The following is a 22,835-nucleotide window of genomic DNA, read 5'->3' as shown; positions in this document are numbered from 1 at the left end:
ATGGCTACAGTTGTAAATATGCCGCGTTTAAGTGACACCATGGAAGAAGGTGTTGTGGCAAAATGGTTAAAAAGTGTTGGAGATAAAATTGAAGAAGGTGATATTTTAGCAGAAATTGAAACCGACAAAGCTACTATGGAATTTGAATCTTTCCATGAAGGTGTTTTGCTACACATTGGTGTGCAAGAAGGTGAAACCTCTCCTGTTGATAAATTATTAGCAATAATTGGTGAAGAAGGTGAAGATATTTCTGCACTTTTAAATAATAATGCTAATGATGTATCTCAAGAAAAAGAAGAAACATCTAATAAAACAGAAAGTTCTTCTGAAGAATCTTCTAACGATGAAGATTCGAACGAAGAAGCTAGTATACCAGAAGGTGTTCAAGTAATTACAATGCCACGTTTAAGTGATACGATGACAGATGGTACTGTAGCCACTTGGTTAAAAAAACAAGGCGACTCAGTAGAAGAAGGTGATATTTTAGCAGAAATAGAAACCGACAAAGCTACTATGGAGTTCGAATCTTTTTATGAGGGAAACCTACTACACATTGGTGTACAAGAAGGAGAAACTGCTCCTGTAGATAGTTTATTAGCTATTATTGGACCAGAAGGAACCGATGTTTCTAGCATTATTGAAAATGGAGTTCCTACAGAAAAGAAATCTTTATCAGACAAAAAAGCTGCTCCAAAAGAAGACAAAAAAGAAAACAAACAAGACAACAAAGAAGAACATAAATCTTCTAATGCAAATACAGGTACAAATAATTCTGGTGGTAGAATTTTTGCATCGCCATTGGCGAAAAAAATTGCATCAGACAAAGGAATTAACTTAGCAGATGTTAGTGGTTCTGGAGAAAATGGTAGAATTATTAAAAAGGATGTAGAAAACTACACACCTTCTGCTACTGTTTCTGTAGAAACACCTACACCAGCATCTTCTGCTGCTGTACCTTCTTTTTCGGTAACTGGAGAAGAAAAATCTGAAGAAGTTAAAAATTCGCAAATGCGTAAAGCAATTGCTAAGTCTTTAGGTAATTCTAAATTTACTGCACCAGACTTTAGTTTAAATATAGAGGTAGATATGGATGCAGCAATTGCCTCTAGAAAAACCATTAATGCTATACCAGATACCAAAGTATCTTTTAATGATATGGTGGTTAAAGCATGTGCTATGGCATTACAAAAACACCCACAAGTAAACACTTCTTGGACCGATAATAATACTGTTTATCATTCTCATATAAACGTTGGTGTTGCTGTTGCTGTAGACGAAGGTTTATTAGTACCTGTAATTAAACACACCAACCAAATGAGTTTAACCCAAATTGGTGCTACTGTTAGAGATTTAGCTGGTAAAGCTAGACATAAAAAAATTACTCCTGCAGAAATGCAAGGCAGTACTTTTACAGTTTCTAATTTAGGCATGTTTGGTATCGATAATTTTACATCAATTATAAACCAACCAAACTCTGCCATTTTATCTGTTGGGGCTATTGTACAAAAACCTGTAGTTAAAAACGGACAAATCGTAGTAGGTAATACTATGAACTTAACTTTAACCTGTGATCATAGAACGGTTGATGGTGCTGTTGGGGCGCAGTTTTTACAAACATTAAAAACATTTATAGAAAACCCTGTTACAATGTTAGCATAGTTTCCTGTAAATTTAGTATAAACTAAAAATGCCTTGAGAAATTAATTCTCAAGGCATTTTTTATATTTCAAGTTTTAAAACTTATATTTTAGTTGTTTTTACTTTAGCAGTTATGATAACCTCTGCACCATTTGCAGACACTTTTACCTCTGTATTTGCAGTATCTTGCACTCCAGTAGTTGCATCAATAACAATAGCACCTGTAACTTTTCCAGCACCCATACCACTAACATCTCCTGTTACATCTAAGTAAACCTTACCTTCAATAATTTTAGAAACTGTATACTTTGTTACAATTTTCATTCCTTGTTGATTTAGCTCTGTAGACCAAGAACTACCCACAGACACTTTTTCTTCAGGATATTTAATGCTACTAGATTGTTTTAAAAATTCTTCCATTCCTGGCGCCATTGGCTCTACTTTTATATCTGTAGCTTCACCCCTATTAGTCATTTTGGTCGTAATCAATGCTTTTAGCATAGGGTCAAACTGTTGTTTAAACATTTTACCTGTTTCATCTAAATCTTCTTCTTTTTTAGTAGAATCAAAATCCATTATCCTACCACCTTGCAACATATTCATTTTAATAGTAGATATTTTAGAGGCTGCTGTAAAGCTATCTCCTTCTTTTTTAATAATGGACATGTTCATTTTTATTTTCATATCCATACCACCAGCAGCTCCCATATTTTGAGACTGCTCTAGATCTATCAGAAACTCATCTCCTTCATTGTAGTTGGCTCTTAATAAAACAGAATCTTGACAAAATGCACTTAATGAAGTTGCAACAACAAATAATAATAACAATTTTTTCATATATTTTAATTTTAATTTATAATATGCTAATTTACTATTTTAAAAATTGTAAGTTCAGATAAAAGAAATAAAATAGTTGAAAACCCAAACATAGTAACTCTCTAAAAACTTTCATACTTTACTTTTTGTTAAAATTTAACTTCACTAAATCATAGTGTAATAAACTAAATATCAGTAATATAAAAATTTAAGCTAGCTAAAAGTAAAAAGCTCACAAATAGTGAGCTTTTTGGATTATATGATTTATGTATTTTTAAAAATCTTGATTTACATCCCAAGATTCTAATATTTCTTTTAATGTTTTAATAAACATACCCCCCAAAGCTCCATTTACAACTCTATGGTCGTAAGAATGTGAAACAAACATTTTTTGTCTGATTCCAATAAAATCTCCATCTGGAGTTTCTATCACAGCAGGTACTTTTCTAATAGCACCCAAAGCTAGAATAGCAACTTGCGGCTGATTTATAATTGGTGTACCCATTACAGAACCAAAACCACCTACATTAGTTACAGTGTAGGTTCCTCCTTGTATTTCATCTGGTTTCAAAGCATTATTTCTTGCTCTATTTGCTAAGTCGTTTACAGCAGATGTCATACCCACTAAATTTAACTGATCTGCATTTTTAATAACGGGCACAATTAAATTACCATCTGGTAAGGCTGCAGCCATCCCTAAATTAATATTTTTCTTTTTAACGATGGTATCACCATCAACAGCAATATTAATTAACGGATATTTTTTAATGGTGCTTGCTACAGCTTGCATTAAAATAGGAGTAAACGTTAACTTTTCTCCTTCTCTTTGCAAGAATTCGTTTTTAACTTTATTACGCCATTTCACAATATTTGTAACATCTACTTCTATAAAAGATTGCACATGTGCTGATGTGTGAACCGAATCTACCATATGTTTGGCAATTAACTTGCCCATTCTTGTCATTTCAATCACCTCATCTTCACCATTTATAGAAACAGGTACTGATTTCGAAACTGATTTTTCAATATGTTTCGGCACAACTGATGAATTAAGTTCTTCAACTTCATTTGAAATATCACCCCTAATTTCTAAATAAGATAGGATATCATCTTTTGTAACTCTCCCATCTTTACCAGAACCAGCAAGGGTTTCTAGTTCTTCCATAGAAACACCTTCTGTTTGAGCAATGTTTCTAACTAATGGTGAGTAAAATTTACCTGAATCTGAATTTTTAGCAAGAGGTGTTGCAATAATTTCTGATGCTTTTTCTATAGTTTTTTCTACTTCTTTAACTTTTTCTGTAGCAACTGTTTTTTCATTTTTCGTAGGAGTTTGTTCTTCAACATCATTTTCTCCTTCTGTTTCTATAATAGCAATTGTATCACCAACAGCAACAACATCATCTTTTTGAAACAGAATTTCTACCAAAGTTCCTTCTACTTCAGAAGGTACCTCAGAATCTACTTTATCTGTGGCAATTTCTACAACAGCTTCATCTAATTCAACGGAATCTCCAACATCTTTTAACCAAGAGGTGATGGTTGCTTCTGCAACACTTTCTCCCATTTTTGGTAACTTTAATTCAAATCTTGCCATTTAATCAAATTTTATAAGTTGCAAAAGTACTAAAAAAAGAGGTGATTTTTTCTTAAAAAAATTACTAAAATTAAAATCATTAATTACAGTAATTTGTATTATTAATATTAATTACCACTAATTATTAATAAATACATAAAAATAAAATTATTTAATACTTAAATATTGCGTATTTAACAATGTTTTGTTTTATCTAAATAAATGTGATATAAAAAAAAGAATATTTTTCTATTTTAATTTTCCTAAAATAAAATATTATTAAAGTTTATTAAAAACTAAATAAGAGAACCACTCTTACTATTTAAAACCTTTTTGAAGCTATACACTGTCTAGAGGAGAAATAAATGGAATGGTTATAAAAACAGTAACATCATTTTAATCAAAATTATTTTAAAAATGAAAACTAAACCCATTTTTTGGGCTGTTCTAAAACCTTTAACAACCTAGCTTCTTCTGAATTTTCTTTGGGTTGATGATTGTATTTCCACTGTACAATTGGTGGTAAACTCATTAAAATACTTTCTATTCTGCCATTTGTTTTTAGACCAAAAAGTGTGCCTCTATCGTGTACTAAATTGAATTCTACATAACGACCTCTTCTAACTTCTTGCCAATCTCTATGTTGCTGTTCATAATCAAGTTCTTTTCTTTTTTTAACGATTGGCACATAACTTTCTAAAAAACTATTACCTATCTCAGTAACAAAATTGTATCTATCTTTAATTGAAAATTCTTCGGTTTCTTTTAAATAATCGAAAAATAAACCTCCAATTCCACGTGCTTCATTTCTGTGTGTGTTCCAAAAATACTCATCACAGGTTTTTTTAAACTTTGGATAAAACTCAGGATGATGTTTGTCGCAAGCTGATTTACAAACTTGATGAAAATGAGTTGCATCCTCTTCAAACAAATAATAGGGTGTTAAATCTTGACCCCCACCAAACCATTGGGTAACAATGTTTCTAGCGTTATCATACATTTCAAAATAACGCCAATTTGCGTGTACAGTAGGTACAAAAGGATTTTTTGGATGCAATACCAGACTTAAACCACAAGCAAAAAAATTACCTTCTTTTACACCAAATTGCTTTCTTAGGGCTTCTGGTAACTCTCCAAAAACTTTAGAAATATTTACCCCACCTTTTTCAAAAACATTTCCGTTTTCTATGACGCGAGTTCTACCTCCACCACCTTCTGCTCTTTGCCAATTATCTTCTTGAAATAATGATTTTCCATCAATTGCTTCTAAATTAGAAGTAATGGTGTCTTGAAGATTTTCTATGTAGGCGAAAAATATATCTTTCATAACTTTTGCTTTTAAATTGATGCGTTAGCGATTGAAATGACATCCTTTTTGCTTTTTCTGCAAAAAGATATAATGGAAAGCGCGACTTGGTCCTGAATGCTTTCAGGATAAAGTAACGCCCAAATAAAACTTTTTTTAATTTGCTTTATATTCTTTAACAGCGTCTATAAATGCTTTTGCGTGATCTAAAGGAATGTTTGGTAAAATTCCATGACCCAAGTTTACAATGTATTTATCTTTGCCAAATTCGTTAATCATTTGGGTAACCATTTTCTTAATTTCTGATGGTGGAGAAAACAACCTTGTTGGATCGAAATTACCTTGTAAGGTAATATTTCCTCCTGATAAATAACGTGCATTTCTTGCAGAACAGGTCCAATCTACACCTAAAGCTGCTGCTCCTGATTTAGACATTTCATTTAACGCAAACCAACAACCTTTCCCAAAAGCAATTACAGGAATTTCATCTTTTAAAGCATCTATTATTTGCTGAATATATTGCCAAGAAAATTCTTGATAATCTACTGGAGATAACATTCCTCCCCAAGAATCGAATACTTGCACAGCATTTACACCTGCAGCTACTTTTGCTTTTAAATAGGCAATGGTTGTGTCTGTTATTTTTTGCAATAAACTATGAGCCACAACAGGGTTTGTAAAACATAATTCTTTGGCTTTATCGAAGTTTTTAGAACCTTGACCTTGAACACAGTAACATAAAATTGTCCAAGGTGAACCTGCAAAACCAATTAACGGAATTTCATCGTTCAACTTTTCTTTAGTGGCTTTAATGGCATCCATTACATACCCTAAAGTGTCTTGAATGTCTGGTACAATTACAGCATCTAAATCTTTTTGATTTCTGATTGGATTTGGTAAATAGGGGCCAAAATTAGGTTTCATTTCCACATGAATATTCATGGCTTGTGGAATGACCAAAATATCTGAAAACAAAATGGCAGCATCCATACCATACCTACGGATAGGCTGCACCGTAATTTCTGAGGCTAGTTCTGGCGTTTGACAACGTGTAAAGAAATCGTATTTTTTTTTGATTTCTTGAAACTCTGGCAAATACCTTCCTGCTTGACGCATCATCCAAACTGGTGGTCTTTCTACAGTTTCACCTCTTAATGCTCTTAAAAATAAATCGTTTTTTATCATGATTTTGCTTTGAGCTTTAAGCTATTCGCTTTAGGCAGCAAATTGCATAAAGCGTATTGCATAAAGCAATATTAGTTTACATTCCTGAAACTTTTTGCATGGCTTTATCTGTTGCCGCTGCAAAAACTTTAATGTCTTTTTTTGAAATTGCTGAGTTCAAAAACCAAGCTTCAAACTGACTTGGTGGTAAAAACACTCCGTTTTTAATCATTTCCCAAAAGAAAACTGCAAATTTTTGGGTATCTGAAGTTTGTGCTTCTTTAAAATTAGTGACCTTATTTTTTGTAAAGAAGGGATTCATCATAGAACCAAATCTGTTTACTATTAAATCTACATTGTATTTTTTAGCAGTTTCTAATAAAATCACTTCTAAAACACTTCCTATTTCTTCAAATTTATCATACGGATTTTGTCTTTTCAATTCTGTTAAAGTTGAGATTCCTCCAGCCATTGCAATTGGGTTTCCAGATAAAGTTCCCGCTTGATACATGCCTCCCAAAGGCGCTACTTGTTGCATAATTTCTTCTCTTGCTCCATAAGCTCCAACAGGAAAACCACCACCAATTACTTTACCTAAACAGGTAATATCTGCAACAACTCCTAATTTTTCTTGCGCTCCTCCAAAAGTTGAACGGAAACCAGTCATTACTTCATCTGCAATTAACAAAGCATTTTTAGATTGTAAATACTCTTTTAATTCTTTTAAAAAATTATTCTGCGGAATAACAACCCCCATATTTCCACCAATTGGCTCTATAATTACACCGGCAATATCATCGTATTTATCAAAATGCGCTTTTACACTTTCTAAATTATTATACTCTGCAATTAACGTATTTTTTACAGCGCCTTCTGGAACTCCTTTAGAACCTGGTAAACTTAAAGTTGCTAAACCAGAACCTGCAGCTACCAATAATGCATCTTGATGCCCGTGATAACAGCCTGAAAATTTTATGATTTTATCTTTACCAGTAAACGCTCTTGCCAAACGAATTCCACTTAAAACAGCTTCTGTACCCGAATTTACAAAACGTACTTTATCCATTTCTGGAAAAGCATCGCAAACTATTTTTGCTAATTTTATTTCTGCCTCTGTAGAGGCACCAAAAGAATAGCCTTTTTTCAAGGCTTTTTTTGCTGCTTTTTCTACTTTTTTATGACGATGACCTAAAATCATTGGTCCATAAGAAACTACTAAATCTACATATTCATTATCATCAACATCATAGATTTTACTGCCTTTTGCTTTTTTGATAAACAAAGGGTTTCCACCTACAGAACTAAATGCTCTTACTGGAGAATTTACGGCTCCAACTAAGTTTTTTAATCCTTTTGTATATAATTTTTGTGATTTTTTAAAGTTCATTTTTTAATCTTTTGCAATTCGTTTTTAAAGATTCTGTCATTCCTGCGCAGGCAGGAATCTCTTATTTTAATCAAACCAATCTTCTGATAAATCTATCCAATCAGCATTGTCTTCAACTATCAAATTTATTTTCCAATCTCTTTTCCACTTTTTTAAATTCTTTTCTCTTTTAATAGCATCTTTAACAAATTGATACGATTCAAAATAAATCAACTTATTTAAATTATATTTTGAAGAAAAACCTTTAACTAATTTATTTTTATGTTCAAACATTCTTCTTTCTAAATCGTTTGACACACCAATATATAAAACTCCATCTTTTTTATTTGTGATAATGTACACATAATATTGATGTTTAGTTTTAAACAATTATTATCCTTTTTTAATTTGAGATTCCTGCCTACGCAGGAATGACAGCATTTCTATTTATTTTTTGCCCCCAATAATTTTGCAGCTTCTTTTGCAAAATAAGTAATAATAATATCTGCTCCTGCTCTTTTCATAGACAATAAACTTTCCATCATAACTTTTTCGCCATCAATCCAACCTTTTTCTGCGGCTGCTTTAATCATAGCGTATTCTCCACTTACATTGTAACAGGCTATTGGTCTATCAAAATTATTTTTTAAATCTCTGATGATATCCAAATAAGACAAAGCTGGTTTTACCATTAAAATATCTGCTCCTTCCTGATCGTCAAAAGTTGCACGACGCATTCCTTCATCCCTATTTGCAGGATCCATTTGATAGGTTTTTCTGTCTCCAAATGTTGGTGCAGAATCTGCAGCATCTCTAAAAGGACCGTAAAAAGCCGATGAATATTTTACAGAATATCCCATAATTGGCAAATCTGCAAAACCTGTATTGTCTAAAGATTGACGAATCATATCTATGGTCCCATCCATCATTCCTGAGGGCGCTACCATATCTACGCCTGCTTTGGCATGAGAAATAACTTGCTTTGCAATGTTTACCAAAGTAGCATCATTATCTACATCATTATCATGTATAATTCCACAATGACCATGAGACGTATATTCACAAAAACAAACATCTGTAATTACATATAAACTTGGGTAATTTTTCTTGATAAAACGAATAGCTTGTTGCATAACACCATTATCATTCCAAGTTTCTGTGCCTTGATCATCTTTTTCTGATGGAATACCAAATAATAAAACTGCAGGAATATTTAGCGCTACAACTTCATCTAATTCTTTAGAAATTGTATCCAAAGAAAAACGTTTGATACCAGGCATAGAAACGATCTCTGTTTCTATATTTTTACCTTCTTCAATAAAAAGTGGATAAATAAAATCGTCTACAGAAAGTTTGGTTTCTCTAACCAATCTTCTAATTCCTTCTTGTTTTCTAAGTCTTCTTGTTCTAAACATTTACTATAACTTATTATCATTACAAACGCAGTAGAGAAATAAAGAAACCTCTTAACTGCAATCGAGGAAACATTTTAAACATCTAATTTGCTAAAAAATGAGATTTTACCAATTCTAACAGACTTTCTGCACTTGGCAAATTAGCAACTTGTACCTTATCAAAATGTTTTCTAGCTTCTTTTGCTGTTGTTTCTCCAATACAAAAAGCTATTTTATCTGTTGAATTTTCTTGTAAATAGCTTTCAATTCCTGATGGACTGTAAAATAAAACTCCAGAAACATCATCTGCAATTTTTTCTGAACTCAGCATTGTTTTGTAAGCTTCAACTTCATTTACAACAATATCATTTGCCTTTAAATAGGTTAGAAAAACATCCATTCTTAAATTGCTACAAAAATAGGTAACTTCCTTGATGTTTGTTTTTTTAGAAATATATTCTGCTAATTTTAAAGCATTTTTTGCAACGTAAGTTACTGCTCCTATTCTATTTTCAATTAATTTTTTGGTTCTTCTACCAACACAAAAAATATTCTTAAATTTTAATTCGTTTTTAGTAAAAGAATTTAAAATGGCCTCTACTCCGTTTTGGCTAGTAATTACAACATTTTCTAGCTCGTTTTTCATCACCTTTGGTGGAATTCTATTAAAACGGATTTTAATAAAATCGCTATCTTCTATACCAATAGTATTTGGTAAAGTTTTCTTTTGAATTTCTGATAACTTTTTAGTTGAAAATACTTTATGAGTTACAATTGACTCCCCTTCAAGATCTTCTAACATCAACTCTTTTCCCCCTCTATTGATAACATAATCTGCACAATCTTTTGCCAATAAGTGATGTTTACCCAACACTGCTGTTTTAGTGACTGATATTTTTTTAGAGCCATCTTTTTTTAACAAAACTCCTTTAAAATTAATTTCTTCAGTTTTAGCATCTACATAAGCTAATGCTCCTATTGGCGCTGTACAACCACCTTCTAACAGTCTTAAAAACTCACGCTCTATACCAACACAAACTTTGGTTTCATGATGATTTAATTGCTCACAAGCATCTAAAATATAATTGTCTTTTTCTAAAGCTGCAATCATAATTGCCCCTTGTGCTGGAGCTGGAATCATCCAAGATAAATTAACTGCTCCTGCTGGACGAATTCCTATTCTTTCTAAACCAGCTGCTGCAAAAACAGCTCCATTCCAATCACTATCATCTAGTTTTTGTAAACGTGTGTTTACATTACCTCTTAAATCTACTACATTATGTGTGGGATAACGATTTAACCACATTGCTTTTCTACGTAAACTACCTGTAGCAATGGTTGCATTGGGTTGCCCAAAAAATTCTTCTGTGTCTTTTAAAACTAAAATATCATTATAGTTTGCTCTTTTTAAAACAGCTGCTTGTACAATACCTTCTGGTAATACTGTTGGCACATCCTTTAAAGAATGAACAGCAATATCAATGTCTCCATTTAACATTGCAATATCTAAATTTTTTGTAAAAACACCTGTAATACCCAATTCGTAAAGTGGTTTATCTAAAACAATATCTCCTACAGATTTAATAGGAACAATCTCAGAATCGTAACCTAATTCTGTTAATTCTTTACGAACTTTATTAGCTTGCCAAAGCGCTAATTGGCTATCGCGAGTTCCTATTCTAATAATTTTTTGCATTTATTTTTGGTTAAGATTGAAACACTTTTTGGATAACATCTATGCTTTCTGAAACAGAAGTATTTTCATTTTTTAAATGCTTTACAAATTGCGTAGTAATTTTTTGAATAAGACGTGAAGTTAAGATTTCTGCTTGATTTTCATCGAAATTAGAAAGTTTCTTTTTTTGAAAATTAATTTCATCTTTCTTTATAGACTCTAAAGAATCTTTCAAAGCAGAAATTGCAGGAGTAAATCTTCTATGATTTAACCAATCTTTAAATTCTGTTTTGTGAGTGTCTATAATTTTTTCTGCTAATGGCACTTCTGCCAAACGTTTGGCTAAAGTTTCGTCAGTAATTTTAGAAAGTTCGTCTACATTTATTAAAGAAACACCTTTATGGTCTTCTACATTATGAGCCACGTTTTCTGGCATAGACAAATCTAAAATTAACAACGGTTTATTTTTAGAAATGTGTTTTTTTGTAATTGTAGGTTTTTCTGCACCTGTAGAAACTATTAAAATATCTGCATTTGCAACTTCTTCAGTTAAGTTTTCTATAACAGCTTTTCTAATAGAACTATGCTCTTTTACAAATTCTGTGGTTTTTTCTTCTGTTCTATTAATTAAACAAACTTTCTTATTATCTGTATATTCTGCAAGGTTTTTACATGTGTGTTTCCCCATTTTACCCAAACCAAAAACTAATATGTTTTTAGTGTTGTAATTAGGTATAGTTTTAGTGATGTACTGCACTGCAGCATACGAAACTGAAGTTGTACCAGAACTTAATTGGGTTTGATTTTTTACTTTTTTACTAGCTTGTAAAACACTATTTACCAAACGCTCTGTATAGGCATTGGTGGTTTTTATTTTTTTTGCTAATTTGAATGATTGCCTTAATTGTCCTACAATTTCATAATCGCCCAAAATCTGACTATCTAAACCCGTACCAATTCTGTATAAGTGATTAATGGCTTGTTGCTCTTCGTAAACATGAGAAAATGCAGAGAATTCTTTTGTGGTACCTTCAGAAAAACCGCACAATAGCTCTATAAGCAAACAAGGTCTGTTTGCAAAACCAAATATTTCTGTTCTGTTGCATGTAGAAATTATTAAAACCCCAGAAATACCTTTATTTTTTGCTGCTTTTAAGAGTGCAATCTGGTTTTCTGCAGACACAGAAAACTTACCACGTATTTCTGCATCTGCTTTTTTATAACTTACACCAATATTGTAAAAGTGCTCCTGCCCTAGTTCTTTCATATAATTTAAAAAGATGCCACAAAAATAATTAGTATATCTATAAAAAAGTATCGACAAAAGAACTTTTAATAACGATAAGTGTTTTTTGAGTTTTTTTTACTATTAAATTAACCAAATACCTTATTTTTGCTTTATATATTAGGTTTTAATTATTTTTTATATAGAATGATTCTAAATAAAAACAAACTAAAAAATAGTCTTTTCTATGTTTAAAAATGTCGGAGAAAGTACTTTAGATGAAATTACGCTTGAAAAAGGTTTTTATGTACTTCATTTTCAGAACGAAAGCAAAGATTCTGTAAATTTTGAAAGAGAAATAGACCAATCTTTCATACAAATGCATTTTTGCTTGCGTGGTAAATCTAAATTTTTATTCAATAATGGCAGTTATTCTTTTGACGTTTTAGACAACAGGTCTATTTTACTATACAATCCGCAAAGAACTTTACCTATTCACTTAGAAATTCAACCCAAAACAACCTTATTATCTTTATTAATTTCTATAGAAAAATTTCACTCGTTATTTTCTAAAGAGTCTAATTACATTCCTTTTTTAAGTGATGAAAATAGCAATAAAAAATATTATGATGATACTGAAATTAAACCTACAGTTTTAATTGTTTTGCAACAAATCATCAACTCTAATATTAATAGTTCGATTAGAGAATTATATGTAAAAGGAAAAATTTATGAATTGTTGAGTTTACATTTTCAACAAGAAGAAAATATTGCTGGAGAATATTGCCCTTTTTTAGTGGACGAACAAAACGTTCTAAAAATTAGAAAAGCGAAAGAAATTATTATTTCTAGAATGGCAGAACCACCAAGTTTACAAGAGTTAGCCAATGAAATTGGACTTAATTTAAAAAAACTAAAAGAAGGTTTTAAACAAATTTATGGTGATACTGTTTTTAGCTTTTTACTAGATTACAAAATGGAACATGCCAGAAAACTACTAGAAAGCAATCAATACAATGTTAATGAAGTTGGGTTGCAAGTTGGATATAGTACAGCAAGCCATTTTATTGCCGCTTTTAAAAAGAAGTTTGGTACAACACCAAAAAAATATGTAATGAGTTTGAAGCAGTAAGAAAATATTAGTGTTTTAACTTTGAGATAAAAAAATGAAACAATTAACACATTACGATATCGAAAATATTCAGAAACAGTTTCCTATTACCATTGTTTGTGATGCGATTAGAACTCCAGAAAATATTGGGATGTGTTTTCGAATTTCTGAGAGTTTTGGGGTCGAAAAAATTTATTTTCATGAAGCTTCTCCCTCCATAGAAAATAGAAAAGTAATCAATACTGCCAGAAATACGATCAATCAAATTAACTATGATTATTATCGTAGTTTTGAAGAAACTATTCAGCAATTAAAAGCCGCTGGAAATACCATTATTGGTATAGAAATTACTGATAAAAGCATCAATATTCAAGATTTTAATTTTAAAAATCACAAAAAAATCGTATTACTTTTGGGTAGCGAACGCAATGGAATTGAACATATAAATTTGGTTGATTACACTATTGCAATTCCAATGTATGGGAGAAACTCGAGTATGAATGTTATACATAGTTTGGCTATTACTTTATATGAGGTTACAAGTCAGTTGACAGCTAAGAATTAGGAAATATCAAAATAAACAAATAGATACTTAAATAAATTCAGCATAAAAAATGAAAGGAGTTTTATTAGTAAATTTAGGATCACCAGCAAGCACATCTACCAAAGATGTAAGAAAATATTTAGATGAATTTTTAATGGACGAACGCGTAATAGACGCACCAAAATGGTTACGTACTATTTTAGTTAAAGGAATTATTTTAAATACAAGACCAAAAAAATCTGCAAAAGCCTACAAAAAAATTTGGTGGGATGAAGGTTCTCCGCTAATAGTCTTATCAGAAAGATTATTAGATAAAGTTCAAAAAAAAACAGAATTGCCTGTTGCATTAGCAATGCGTTATGGAACACCATCTATAAAAATGGGATTACAAGAATTGCATGACAAAGGTGTAACTGATGTCTTAATTGTACCTCTATACCCACAACACGCAATGGCAACTACAGACACCATTTTAGTACTGGCAGAAAAATTAAGAGCAGAATTTTTTCCACAGATGAAATTCAAGCACATTCCTGCTTTTTATCACAAAAAAGAGTATATAAAAGTATTAGGAGATAGCATAAAAAATTATTTAGAAGGCAAAGAATGGGACAAGATTTTATTTTCATATCATGGTATTCCAGAAAGACATGTTAGAAAATCAGACATTACAAAATCGCACTGCAAACCAAATGATAGTGTAAATTTTGAATGCTGTAAAACAAACTCTCCTGCTCATGAGTTTTGCTACAAACATCAATGCTATGAAACTACAAAACAAGTGGTAGAATATTTAAACTTAACACCAGAAGAATATTTTGTTTCGTTTCAATCTAGATTAGCAGGAGACCCTTGGTTACAACCTTATACAGATAAAATGATTGAAAAATATCCAGAGAAAGGTATTAAAAAGTTAGCGGTAGTTACCCCAGCTTTTGTTTCCGATTGTTTAGAAACTTTAGAAGAAATTGCCATGGAAGGTAAAGAAGAATTTTTAGAAGCTGGTGGCGAAGAATTTCATGCAATTCCTTGTATAAATGATAACGATGATTGGGTAGATGTTTTAGTAAATTGGATTGAAGAGTAGTTGTGGCTAATGATTAATAAAAAACTTTTGAAACTCTGAAACTTAAAACAAAATTATGGACTTTTTATACATAAAAGCGTTACATATTATTTTTGTAGTAACCTGGTTTGCTGGTTTATTTTACATTGTTCGTTTGTTTATTTATCAAACAGAGGCAGAAAATAAACTAGAACCCGCAAAGTCTATTTTACAAACGCAGTATAAATTAATGAGCAAACGCTTATTGTACATAATTACGTGGCCATCTGCAATTTTAGCAAGTATTTTTGCCTTTTGGATGTTGTACCAAAATCCCTATTACTTATCTGAACCTTGGATGTTGGTCAAACTAGCTTTTGTATTGGCACTGTATTTTTATCAAGGTTTTTGCCATACTATTTACAAGAAACTACAAAATGATATTGTAAAATATTCTGCTTTTAAATTACGAATACTAAATGAAGTTTCTACCATAATTCTGTTTGCAGTTGTTTTTTTAGTGACTGTTAAAAGTGCCATCAACTGGATTTGGGGCGTTGTTGGTATTATCCTTTTTGGTATTTTAATGATGTTAGGCATTAAACTCTATAAAAAGATTAGAGAAAAAAAATCTTGGGAAAAAGCTGAAAAAGAGGTTTTAAATGAAAAGCAATAAAGAATAAGTTAAAACTCATTTTTTTAATAAGTTTTTTCTTATGCTTTCAAAGATTGAGAAAAAGGAATTCTATTTACAATACTTCTTCCTAAAGTAACCTCATCTGCATATTCCAATTCATCACCTACAGAAATACCACGTGCAATCGTAGAGGTTGTAATATCAAATTTTTCGATTTGCTTAAAAATGTAAAAGTTGGTAGTATCACCTTCCATTGTAGAACTTAGGGCAAAAATCAATTCTTTAACTTCTCCTTTTTCTACTTTACTAACTAAAGATTCTATTTGTAAATTTTGTGGACCAATACCTTCTATTGGAGAAATTTTACCCCCCAGAACATGATATAAACCATTAAATTGAGAAGTGCTTTCTATAGCCATTACATCTCTAATATCTTCTACCACACAAACAATCTCTGGATTTCTTTTGGTGTTTTGGCAGATATCACAAAAAACAGTATCTGAAATATTATGACATTTTTCGCAGGTTTTTACATCATTTCTTACATGTAATAACGCTTCAGACAAAAATTTTGTATGATCTTTGGGCTGCTTTAATAAGTGTAAAACCAAACGCAAAGCAGTTCTTTTACCAATACCAGGTAATCTGCTTACTTCGTTTACTGCGTTCTCTAATAATTTTGATGAAAAATCCATATAGCAAAATTACGAATTCACAATTACGAAATATAAAATATTGCATTATTTTTTAAATAGATTATATTCGTAAATCACAATGTATAATTCGTAATTAAAAAATGCAACCACACTATATAATTTTATTAATTGTAGCTTACTTTTCAATCTTAATCTTTATTTCTTATTTTACAGGAAAATCGGCAGATAATACTACATTTTTTAAGGCAAATAACGCATCACCATGGTATTTGGTGGCCTTTGGTATGATTGGAGCCTCACTTTCTGGCGTCACATTTATTTCTGTTCCTGGTTGGGTAGAAGCACAGAACATGAGTTATTTTCAAATGGTTTTGGGCTATATTGTCGGGTATGCTGTAATTGGTTTGGTATTATTGCCTTTGTATTACAAACTCAATTTAACATCTATTTACACTTATTTAGAAGATAGGTTTGGTAGATTTTCTTACAAAACTGGCGCAAGCTTTTTCTTACTTTCTAGAACAATTGGCGCTGCATTTCGTTTATTTTTGGTAGCTAAAGTATTGCAAGTAGTTTTATTTGATGATTTTGGGGTTCCTTTTTGGGTTACTGTTTCTATTACCATTTTACTAATTTGGTTGTACACATTTAAAGGCGGTATTAAAACCATTGTTTGGACAGATACTTTGCAAACTTTATTTATGTTGATTGCTGTTGGCGTTTGTATTTACACCATTTCTAGCGAAATGAAAATATCTAATTTGTTTACCTATGTTTCAGAAAACAAATTATCTAAAACATTCTTTTTAGATGACATTAGCAAAGGAAATTACTTTTGGAAACAATTACTTTCAGGAGCTTTTATTGCTATAGTTATGACAGGTTTAGACCAAGATATGATGCAAAAAAATCTTACCTGTAGAAATTTAAAAGATGCACAAAAAAATATGTTTTGGTTTACAATTGTATTGGTAATTGTAAATTTTTTCTTTTTAGCATTAGGTATTTTACTTACAGATTACGCACAACAAATAGGTATAGATGCACATAAAGATCAACTTTTTCCTGTAATTGCTACAAGTGGAAAATTAGGTTTAGCAACAGCTTTATTTTTTATTTTAGGATTGATAGCAGCAGCGTATTCTAGTGCAGATTCTGCATTAACCTCTTTAACAACTTCTTTTAGTATTGATATTTTAGAGATCGACAAAAAGAAAAACAAAAAAGATCAAATTAAAACTCGTAAAAAAATTCACGTTGTATTTTCTATTCTTTTAATTTTAATCATATTAATATTTAAATATTTTATTGCCAATGAAAGTGTTATTGCCAATATTTTTAAAGCAGCTGGTTATACATATGGCCCTCTATTGGGCTTATATGCTTTTGGCTTATTTACCCAATTAAATGTGAAAGACAAAATGGTACCTGCAATTTGTATTTTAGCGCCTATATTAACATTTATAATTAGTTACCACAGTTTAAAATTTTTCGATTTCGATGTTGGTTTTTTTGTTTTAGTTTTAAATGGGTTTTTAACTTTTTTGGGTTTATATTTGTTTAAAAGAAATACAAAAAATGCCTAAAGATTTAAGCAACTACAGAAAATCATACGAAAAACAAGAACTTCTAGAAGGTAACTGTCCAGAAAATCCAATGGAATTGTTTCAAACTTGGTTTAGAAACGCAGACGAATCTGAAACAGTAGAAGAAACCAATGCTATGACAATTGCCACAATTGGCAAAGATGGATACCCAAAAAGTAGAGTGGTTTTATTAAAAAAAATTACTTGGGAGGGTTTTGTTTTTTACACCAATTATTCTTCGGAAAAAGGGACTGCAATTCAAGAAAATAACAATATTTGTTTATCTTTCTTCTGGCCAGCTTTAGAACAACAAATTATTATCAAAGGGAAAGCAGAAAAATTAGCAGAAAATTTATCTGATGGTTATTTTGAATCTAGACCAGATGGAAGTAAATTAGGTGCTTGGGCATCTAACCAAAGTAGTGTTGTTAGCTCTAGAGAAGCATTAGAAGAAAACTTATCATCCTTAGAAAAAAAGTTTGAAGGTAAAGAAATACCAAGACCAAAACATTGGGGAGGCTACTTAACAAAACCAACTTCTATAGAGTTTTGGCAAGGGAGACCTAACAGGTTACATGATAGAATTTTATATACTTTGCAAGAAGATTTTTCTTGGAAACTAGAAAGATTAGCACCTTAATTTTTTTATATTTACCTATTTACAACCAAAAATTAAATGAAAACACTCTATATAGTTAGGCACGCAAAATCATCTTGGACCTACAAAGGTATTGATGATATAGATAGACCTTTAAAAAAAAGAGGGATTAAAGATGCGCATTTAATATCTAAGTATTTATCTAAAAAAATTATAAGACCAGACGCTTTTATTACCAGTAGCGCTAATAGAGCTTTACATACTGCTGTAATTTTTTGCGAAAGATTTGGTTTTCCTCATGCAAATCTTCAAATAAAAAAACAATTGTATAGTTTTAGCGATGGTTATTTAGTAAAAACAGTAAATGCTTTAGATGATGGCTTTAACTCTGCAATTATATTTAGTCACGATCACGGTATCAATACTTTTGTAAACAAATTTGGAGACAAACCTATTGCACACGTTACCACTTGTGGAGTAATTGGTATCCAATTTAAAGAAAAACACTGGAAAAACATTCGAAAAGGAAAAACTGTTTTAATAGAATTTCCTAAAAATCATAAATAAAATATTTTGTTAGAAATAAAAAAATATGCTGCAATAGATATTGGTTCTAATGCCGTTAGATTATTAATTTCAAACGTAATTGTAGCAGAAGACAAAGAACCTCAATTTAAAAAATCATCTTTAGTTCGTGTACCCATTCGTTTAGGTGCAGATGCTTTTGTTGGCAATGCCATTATTAGTGATAGTAATATTACCCGAATGATAAACGCCATGGAAGCATTTAAACTATTAATGAATGTACATGGAGTAGAAAAATACAAAGCTTGTGCAACTTCTGCTATGAGAGAATCTAAAAATGGAGATGAAGTGGTTGCCAAAATCTTTGAAGAAACTGGGGTAAAAATAGATGTTATTGGTGGTAAAGAAGAAGCTGCAATTATATCTTCTACAGATTTAAATACCTTAATAGAAGGAGACAATTCTTATTTATATGTTGATGTTGGTGGTGGTAGCACAGAGTTTACTATTTTTTCTAAAGGAAAAATTACCACCTCTAAATCTTTTAAAATGGGTACAGTACGTTTATTAAACAACAAAAAATCTGTAAACAAAGAAATTTTTGCCAACGTAGAAAAATGGATTAAGAAAAACACCAAAGACTTAAAAAAAGTATCTCTAATTGGTTCTGGAGGAAATATTAACAAACTCTTTAAAATGTCTGGTAGAACAGAAGGTAAACCTATTTCTTTTATTTATCTGAATGCTCAATATCAGTTTTTAAAAAACATGAGCTATGAAGATAGAATTTCTGAACTTAGCTTAAACCCAGATAGAGCAGATGTTATTATTCCTGCAACTAAAATTTATCTTTCTGCTATGAAATGGAGTGGAGCTAGAAAAATTTATGTGCCAAAAATTGGGCTTTCTGACGGTATCATTAAATCGCTATTTAACAATACATTATAAAAAAATTTACATTAATTAAATTCTTTCACATGTTTATAAATCAGATGATCAAACTCTTTATGCTGATTTTGTAAAAAACTTGTTTTTATAGGCAAATAAGAGAGTTCTTCGATGCTTGATGATAATCGAACATAATCTTTTTCTGTAGTTAAAATTAGTTTTTTAGAAGCTGTATCTTCTCTAAATTTGGTTATAATATCTACAATTTCTATATCTGTAAAATTATGATGATCTCTATATTTTAAATGTTGTATCGTTATTTGATGCTGTTTTAAAAAACTAGTTAAAGGTTTTGAGTTGGCAATCCCTGTAATTAACAAAACACTATATTCCTTTAAAGTTTCTAAATTAAAATTATAAAATCCTTTAATAGTATTTGCATATGTGATGCTTGTAAAAAATACACTTTTATTAAATTTTGAAATTTTTTGTTTGATTACCTTTTGCTCTTTTTCCAATAAATTTTCTGGACATTTTGTTACTAAAATAACATTGGCTCTTTTTGCTCCTTTGCTACTTTCTCTAAGACTTCCTGTTGGTAATAGGTAATCATCCGTAAATAAATCGCTGTATTTTGTAAGTAAAATATAAAAACTCCCTTTTACTTTTCTATGTTGATAAGCATCGTCTAATAAAACCAATTCTGGCTTATTTTGTGCTAACAAATATTGAATTCCTTCTACCCTATTTTCATCAACAGCAACATTAATATTTCTAAATTTTTTATAATATTGCAATGGTTCATCACCTACTTCATTTGCAGAATGTTTATTGCTTAAATGGATATACCCTTTTGTTTTTCTACCATAACCTCTACTTAAAACAGCTGTTTTGTAAGTATCTTTTAATAACCGTATTAAATATTCTGTTTGTGGTGTTTTACCTGTGCCTCCCACACTTAAATTACCTATAACAATTACAGGGATTTTAAAAGAAGTTTGTTTTAAAATACCTTTGTCAAAAAATAAGTTTCTAATTCTAGTTACAAAATCGTACAAAACTGCAAAAGGAAACAATAAAAATCTAATTACTTTCATCTGGGTAAAAATACATTAAAAATGTTAACTTTGGTATTCGAAAATTACAGAAATGATTGTTAGAGACATTACAAATTACATAGAAAAATTAGCGCCTTTACAGTATGCAGAAGATTTTGATAATGTAGGTTTATTGGTGGGTAATTATAACGCCCAAGTTACTGGTGTATTAGTAACTTTAGACACTTTAGAAGCAACTGTAAATGAAGCTATTGCTAAAAAATGCAATTTAATTGTTAGTTTTCATCCAATAATTTTTGGTGGTTTAAAAAAACTAAATGGAAATTCTTATGTAGAGCGTGTAGTTTTAAAAGCCATAAAAAACGACATCGCTATTTACGCAACACATACAGCTTTAGACAATTCTAAAAACGGTGTTTCAGCAAAAATATGTGAAGTTTTAGGGCTAACCAATACAAAGGTTTTAATTCCTAAAAAGGGAATTATAAAAAAACTAACCACCTATGTACCTTCTAATGATGCCAAAAAGTTAAGGGATTCACTTTTCAATGCTGGTGCTGGAAATATTGGGAATTACGACCAATGTTCATTTAACATCAAAGGTGACGGAACTTTTAGAGGCAATGAAAATTCGAAACCAGTTTTAGGTGAAAAAGGGAAATTACATACAGAAAAAGAAACTCAAGTTTCCATAACTTTTGAAAGCCAGCACGAAAATGCAATTTTAAAAGCCTTGCAAAAAGCTCATCCTTATGAAGAAATTGCCTACGAGATTACTACCACAGAAAATGTACATCAAAATATTGGAATGGGCATGCTTGGTGAACTTGAACAAGAAATGAGTGAAAAAGAATTTTTACTATTTTTAAAACGAGAAATGAAAACCGACTGTGTAAGACATTCTGAATTACTAAACAAAAAAATTAAAAAAATAGCAGTTTTAGGTGGCGCTGGTAGTTTTGCTATTCCGAATGCAAAAAAAGCGGGTGCAGATGCCTATGTGAGTGCTGATTTTAAATATCATGAGTTTTTTAAAGCCGAAAAAAGTATTTTATTGGCAGATATTGGGCATTATGAGAGCGAACAGTTTACAAAAAACCTTTTGGTTGATTATCTTACAAAAAAATTTAGTAATTTTGCAATCATTTTATCAGAAAAAAGTACAAATCCAATTTATTACATATAAACATGGCAAAGAAGAAAGAAATTTCAGTTGAACAAAAATTAAGAGCATTGTATGACTTACAATTAATAGACTCTAGAATTGACGAAATTAGAAATGTTAGAGGTGAACTACCCTTAGAAGTAGAAGATTTAGAGGATGAAGTTGCCGGTTTAAATACGCGAATTTCAAACTTAACAGAAGATGCTGCTAACTTAGAAACCGAAATCAACAATAAAAAACAAGCTATTGAAGATTCTAAAGCATTGATGGCAAAATACGAAGAGCAACAAAAAAATGTTAGAAATAACAGAGAATTTGACTCTTTATCTAAAGAAATTGAATTCCAAGATTTAGAAATTCAATTGGCAGAAAAAAGAATTAACGAGTACAAAGCCAAAATTGCTCAAAAACACGAAGTAATTGACGCTACTAAAGAAAAATTAGCTAAACAAGAACAACATTTAGCTCATAAAAAAGCAGAATTAGACGCTATTTTAAAAGAGACTGAAAAAGAAGAAAAATTGTTAGCTGAAAAATCTGAAGAATTTTCTCAATCTTTAGACAACCATTTATTTTCTGCATATTCTAGAATTAGAAATAAAGTAAAAAATGGCTTAGCAGTAGTTGCAATAGAAAGAGGTGCTTCTGGGGGTTCTTACTTTACAATTCCGCCACAGGTTCAGTTAGAAATTGCTAACAGAAAAAGAATTACTATAGACGAGCATAGTGGTCGTATTTTAGTAGATGCTGCTTTAGCAGAAGAAGAAAAAGCTAAAATGGACAAATTATTTTCTTAAGAAAATTAAAATATATTTATAAAAAAACTCGAAGCTGTAGCTTCGAGTTTTTTTGTCTATAAGTT

At 30.7% G+C, this 22,835-nt stretch carries 22 protein-coding genes; 11 read left to right on the top strand and 11 right to left on the bottom strand.

Annotated features, from left to right (window positions below; translation table 11 throughout):
- Positions 1-1,659, top strand: a complete 1,659-nt coding sequence (locus Q0662_RS08425) for a pyruvate dehydrogenase complex dihydrolipoamide acetyltransferase (RefSeq protein WP_298948751.1) — start codon at positions 1-3, stop codon at positions 1,657-1,659.
- A gap of 81 nt (positions 1,660-1,740) precedes the next feature.
- Here Q0662_RS08425 and Q0662_RS08420 read toward each other — a convergent pair whose 3' ends face one another.
- The 9 genes from Q0662_RS08420 to hemA form a co-directional block, all read right to left on the bottom strand.
- Positions 1,741-2,475 carry a DUF6263 family protein gene (locus Q0662_RS08420; protein WP_298948749.1) on the bottom strand — a complete coding sequence of 245 codons (735 nt, stop codon included), beginning with the start codon at positions 2,473-2,475 and terminating at the stop codon, positions 1,741-1,743.
- Positions 2,476-2,728: 253 nt separating this feature from the next.
- Complete coding sequence (locus Q0662_RS08415; protein WP_298948747.1) at positions 2,729-4,051, bottom strand: dihydrolipoamide acetyltransferase family protein; 1,323 nt, start codon at positions 4,049-4,051, stop codon at positions 2,729-2,731.
- Between the two features lie 403 nt (positions 4,052-4,454).
- Positions 4,455-5,357, bottom strand: coding sequence for an oxygen-dependent coproporphyrinogen oxidase (gene hemF / locus Q0662_RS08410; protein WP_298948745.1), 903 nt, complete (start codon positions 5,355-5,357; stop codon positions 4,455-4,457).
- Positions 5,358-5,492: 135 nt separating this feature from the next.
- Complete coding sequence (gene hemE / locus Q0662_RS08405) at positions 5,493-6,521, bottom strand: uroporphyrinogen decarboxylase (RefSeq protein ID WP_298948743.1); 1,029 nt, start codon at positions 6,519-6,521, stop codon at positions 5,493-5,495.
- A gap of 76 nt (positions 6,522-6,597) precedes the next feature.
- Entirely contained in the window at positions 6,598-7,887 is a 1,290-nt protein-coding gene (gene hemL / locus Q0662_RS08400) for a glutamate-1-semialdehyde 2,1-aminomutase (protein WP_298948741.1), read from the bottom strand.
- Positions 7,888-7,953: 66 nt separating this feature from the next.
- The gene (locus Q0662_RS08395; protein WP_298948739.1) at positions 7,954-8,256 is read right to left on the bottom strand and encodes a GIY-YIG nuclease family protein; all 303 of its coding nucleotides are present in this window, start codon (positions 8,254-8,256) and stop codon (positions 7,954-7,956) included.
- A gap of 53 nt (positions 8,257-8,309) precedes the next feature.
- On the bottom strand, positions 8,310-9,281 hold the full coding sequence (gene hemB / locus Q0662_RS08390) for a porphobilinogen synthase (protein WP_298948737.1): 972 nt from the start codon (positions 9,279-9,281) through the stop codon (positions 8,310-8,312).
- A gap of 82 nt (positions 9,282-9,363) precedes the next feature.
- Positions 9,364-10,956, bottom strand: a complete 1,593-nt coding sequence (gene hemC, locus Q0662_RS08385; protein ID WP_298948736.1) for a hydroxymethylbilane synthase — start codon at positions 10,954-10,956, stop codon at positions 9,364-9,366.
- 10 nt (positions 10,957-10,966) lie between these two features.
- Complete coding sequence (hemA, locus tag Q0662_RS08380; RefSeq protein WP_298948734.1) at positions 10,967-12,202, bottom strand: glutamyl-tRNA reductase; 1,236 nt, start codon at positions 12,200-12,202, stop codon at positions 10,967-10,969.
- A 205-nt stretch (positions 12,203-12,407) separates the two neighbouring features.
- Between hemA and Q0662_RS08375 the strand changes: the two genes are divergently transcribed.
- From Q0662_RS08375 to Q0662_RS08360, 4 genes are read left to right on the top strand one after another with little or no spacing between them, the layout of a single operon-like run.
- Positions 12,408-13,292, top strand: coding sequence for a helix-turn-helix transcriptional regulator (locus Q0662_RS08375; RefSeq protein ID WP_298948733.1), 885 nt, complete (start codon positions 12,408-12,410; stop codon positions 13,290-13,292).
- Positions 13,293-13,326: 34 nt separating this feature from the next.
- Entirely contained in the window at positions 13,327-13,836 is a 510-nt protein-coding gene (locus tag Q0662_RS08370; RefSeq protein ID WP_298948731.1) for a TrmH family RNA methyltransferase, read from the top strand.
- Positions 13,837-13,885: 49 nt separating this feature from the next.
- The gene (gene hemH, locus Q0662_RS08365; protein ID WP_298948729.1) at positions 13,886-14,902 is read left to right on the top strand and encodes a ferrochelatase; all 1,017 of its coding nucleotides are present in this window, start codon (positions 13,886-13,888) and stop codon (positions 14,900-14,902) included.
- A gap of 55 nt (positions 14,903-14,957) precedes the next feature.
- A complete protein-coding gene (locus tag Q0662_RS08360) occupies positions 14,958-15,536 on the top strand; it encodes a CopD family protein (RefSeq protein WP_298948727.1) in 579 nt (192 codons plus the stop codon).
- A 38-nt stretch (positions 15,537-15,574) separates the two neighbouring features.
- On the opposite strand, the gene recR is transcribed toward Q0662_RS08360, so the two are convergent.
- The gene (gene recR / locus Q0662_RS08355; protein ID WP_298948725.1) at positions 15,575-16,192 is read right to left on the bottom strand and encodes a recombination mediator RecR; all 618 of its coding nucleotides are present in this window, start codon (positions 16,190-16,192) and stop codon (positions 15,575-15,577) included.
- 101 nt (positions 16,193-16,293) lie between these two features.
- Here recR and Q0662_RS08350 point away from each other — a divergent pair, with 101 nt between their 5' ends.
- Genes Q0662_RS08350 through Q0662_RS08335 form a run of 4 tightly spaced genes read left to right on the top strand, consistent with a single transcriptional unit; the run spans position 16,294 to position 19,810 of the window.
- Positions 16,294-17,739: a sodium:solute symporter gene (locus Q0662_RS08350; protein ID WP_298948723.1), complete on the top strand. Its 1,446-nt coding sequence runs from the start codon at positions 16,294-16,296 to the stop codon at positions 17,737-17,739.
- Positions 17,732-18,379 (top strand): pyridoxamine 5'-phosphate oxidase, encoded by a 648-nt coding sequence (pdxH, locus tag Q0662_RS08345; RefSeq protein WP_298948721.1) that lies wholly within the window; start codon positions 17,732-17,734, stop codon positions 18,377-18,379. The genes Q0662_RS08350 and pdxH overlap by 8 nt, the downstream gene beginning before the upstream one ends.
- Positions 18,380-18,415: 36 nt before the next feature.
- Positions 18,416-18,904: a histidine phosphatase family protein gene (locus Q0662_RS08340; RefSeq protein WP_298948719.1), complete on the top strand. Its 489-nt coding sequence runs from the start codon at positions 18,416-18,418 to the stop codon at positions 18,902-18,904.
- 6 nt (positions 18,905-18,910) lie between these two features.
- Positions 18,911-19,810: an exopolyphosphatase gene (locus Q0662_RS08335; protein WP_298948717.1), complete on the top strand. Its 900-nt coding sequence runs from the start codon at positions 18,911-18,913 to the stop codon at positions 19,808-19,810.
- Positions 19,811-19,821: 11 nt separating this feature from the next.
- Here the strand turns inward: Q0662_RS08335 and lpxK are convergent, their stop codons facing one another.
- The gene (lpxK, locus tag Q0662_RS08330; RefSeq protein WP_298948715.1) at positions 19,822-20,847 is read right to left on the bottom strand and encodes a tetraacyldisaccharide 4'-kinase; all 1,026 of its coding nucleotides are present in this window, start codon (positions 20,845-20,847) and stop codon (positions 19,822-19,824) included.
- A 52-nt stretch (positions 20,848-20,899) separates the two neighbouring features.
- On the opposite strand from lpxK, the gene Q0662_RS08325 reads away from it, so the two are divergent.
- Both Q0662_RS08325 and Q0662_RS08320 read left to right on the top strand, forming a co-directional pair.
- A complete protein-coding gene (locus Q0662_RS08325; RefSeq protein ID WP_298948713.1) occupies positions 20,900-21,994 on the top strand; it encodes a Nif3-like dinuclear metal center hexameric protein in 1,095 nt (364 codons plus the stop codon).
- A gap of 2 nt (positions 21,995-21,996) precedes the next feature.
- On the top strand, positions 21,997-22,770 hold the full coding sequence (locus Q0662_RS08320; RefSeq protein ID WP_298948710.1) for a hypothetical protein: 774 nt from the start codon (positions 21,997-21,999) through the stop codon (positions 22,768-22,770).
- Positions 22,771-22,835 lie beyond the last annotated feature (65 nt).

It is taken from the genome of uncultured Polaribacter sp., assembly GCF_947503855.1.
Taxonomy (GTDB): domain Bacteria; phylum Bacteroidota; class Bacteroidia; order Flavobacteriales; family Flavobacteriaceae; genus Polaribacter.
Note: the sequence above shows the minus strand (reverse complement) of the source record. Positions and strands in the feature narration are given on the sequence as shown.

Coding starts and splice junctions, on each gene's coding strand:
- hemE (WP_298948743.1), bottom strand. CDS start 6,521: ATGATAAAAAACGATTTATTTTTAAGAGCATTAAGAGGTGAAACTGTA.
- Q0662_RS08415 (WP_298948747.1), bottom strand. CDS start 4,051: ATGGCAAGATTTGAATTAAAGTTACCAAAAATGGGAGAAAGTGTTGCA.
- Q0662_RS08360 (WP_298948727.1), top strand. CDS start 14,958: ATGGACTTTTTATACATAAAAGCGTTACATATTATTTTTGTAGTAACC.
- hemC (WP_298948736.1), bottom strand. CDS start 10,956: ATGCAAAAAATTATTAGAATAGGAACTCGCGATAGCCAATTAGCGCTT.
- lpxK (WP_298948715.1), bottom strand. CDS start 20,847: ATGAAAGTAATTAGATTTTTATTGTTTCCTTTTGCAGTTTTGTACGAT.
- Q0662_RS08425 (WP_298948751.1), top strand. CDS start 1: ATGGCTACAGTTGTAAATATGCCGCGTTTAAGTGACACCATGGAAGAA.
- Q0662_RS08340 (WP_298948719.1), top strand. CDS start 18,416: ATGAAAACACTCTATATAGTTAGGCACGCAAAATCATCTTGGACCTAC.
- hemH (WP_298948729.1), top strand. CDS start 13,886: ATGAAAGGAGTTTTATTAGTAAATTTAGGATCACCAGCAAGCACATCT.
- Q0662_RS08420 (WP_298948749.1), bottom strand. CDS start 2,475: ATGAAAAAATTGTTATTATTATTTGTTGTTGCAACTTCATTAAGTGCA.
- hemF (WP_298948745.1), bottom strand. CDS start 5,357: ATGAAAGATATATTTTTCGCCTACATAGAAAATCTTCAAGACACCATT.
- hemL (WP_298948741.1), bottom strand. CDS start 7,887: ATGAACTTTAAAAAATCACAAAAATTATATACAAAAGGATTAAAAAAC.
- pdxH (WP_298948721.1), top strand. CDS start 17,732: ATGCCTAAAGATTTAAGCAACTACAGAAAATCATACGAAAAACAAGAA.
- hemB (WP_298948737.1), bottom strand. CDS start 9,281: ATGTTTAGAACAAGAAGACTTAGAAAACAAGAAGGAATTAGAAGATTG.
- recR (WP_298948725.1), bottom strand. CDS start 16,192: ATGGATTTTTCATCAAAATTATTAGAGAACGCAGTAAACGAAGTAAGC.
- Q0662_RS08350 (WP_298948723.1), top strand. CDS start 16,294: ATGCAACCACACTATATAATTTTATTAATTGTAGCTTACTTTTCAATC.
- Q0662_RS08320 (WP_298948710.1), top strand. CDS start 21,997: ATGGCAAAGAAGAAAGAAATTTCAGTTGAACAAAAATTAAGAGCATTG.
- Q0662_RS08325 (WP_298948713.1), top strand. CDS start 20,900: ATGATTGTTAGAGACATTACAAATTACATAGAAAAATTAGCGCCTTTA.
- hemA (WP_298948734.1), bottom strand. CDS start 12,202: ATGAAAGAACTAGGGCAGGAGCACTTTTACAATATTGGTGTAAGTTAT.
- Q0662_RS08370 (WP_298948731.1), top strand. CDS start 13,327: ATGAAACAATTAACACATTACGATATCGAAAATATTCAGAAACAGTTT.
- Q0662_RS08375 (WP_298948733.1), top strand. CDS start 12,408: ATGTTTAAAAATGTCGGAGAAAGTACTTTAGATGAAATTACGCTTGAA.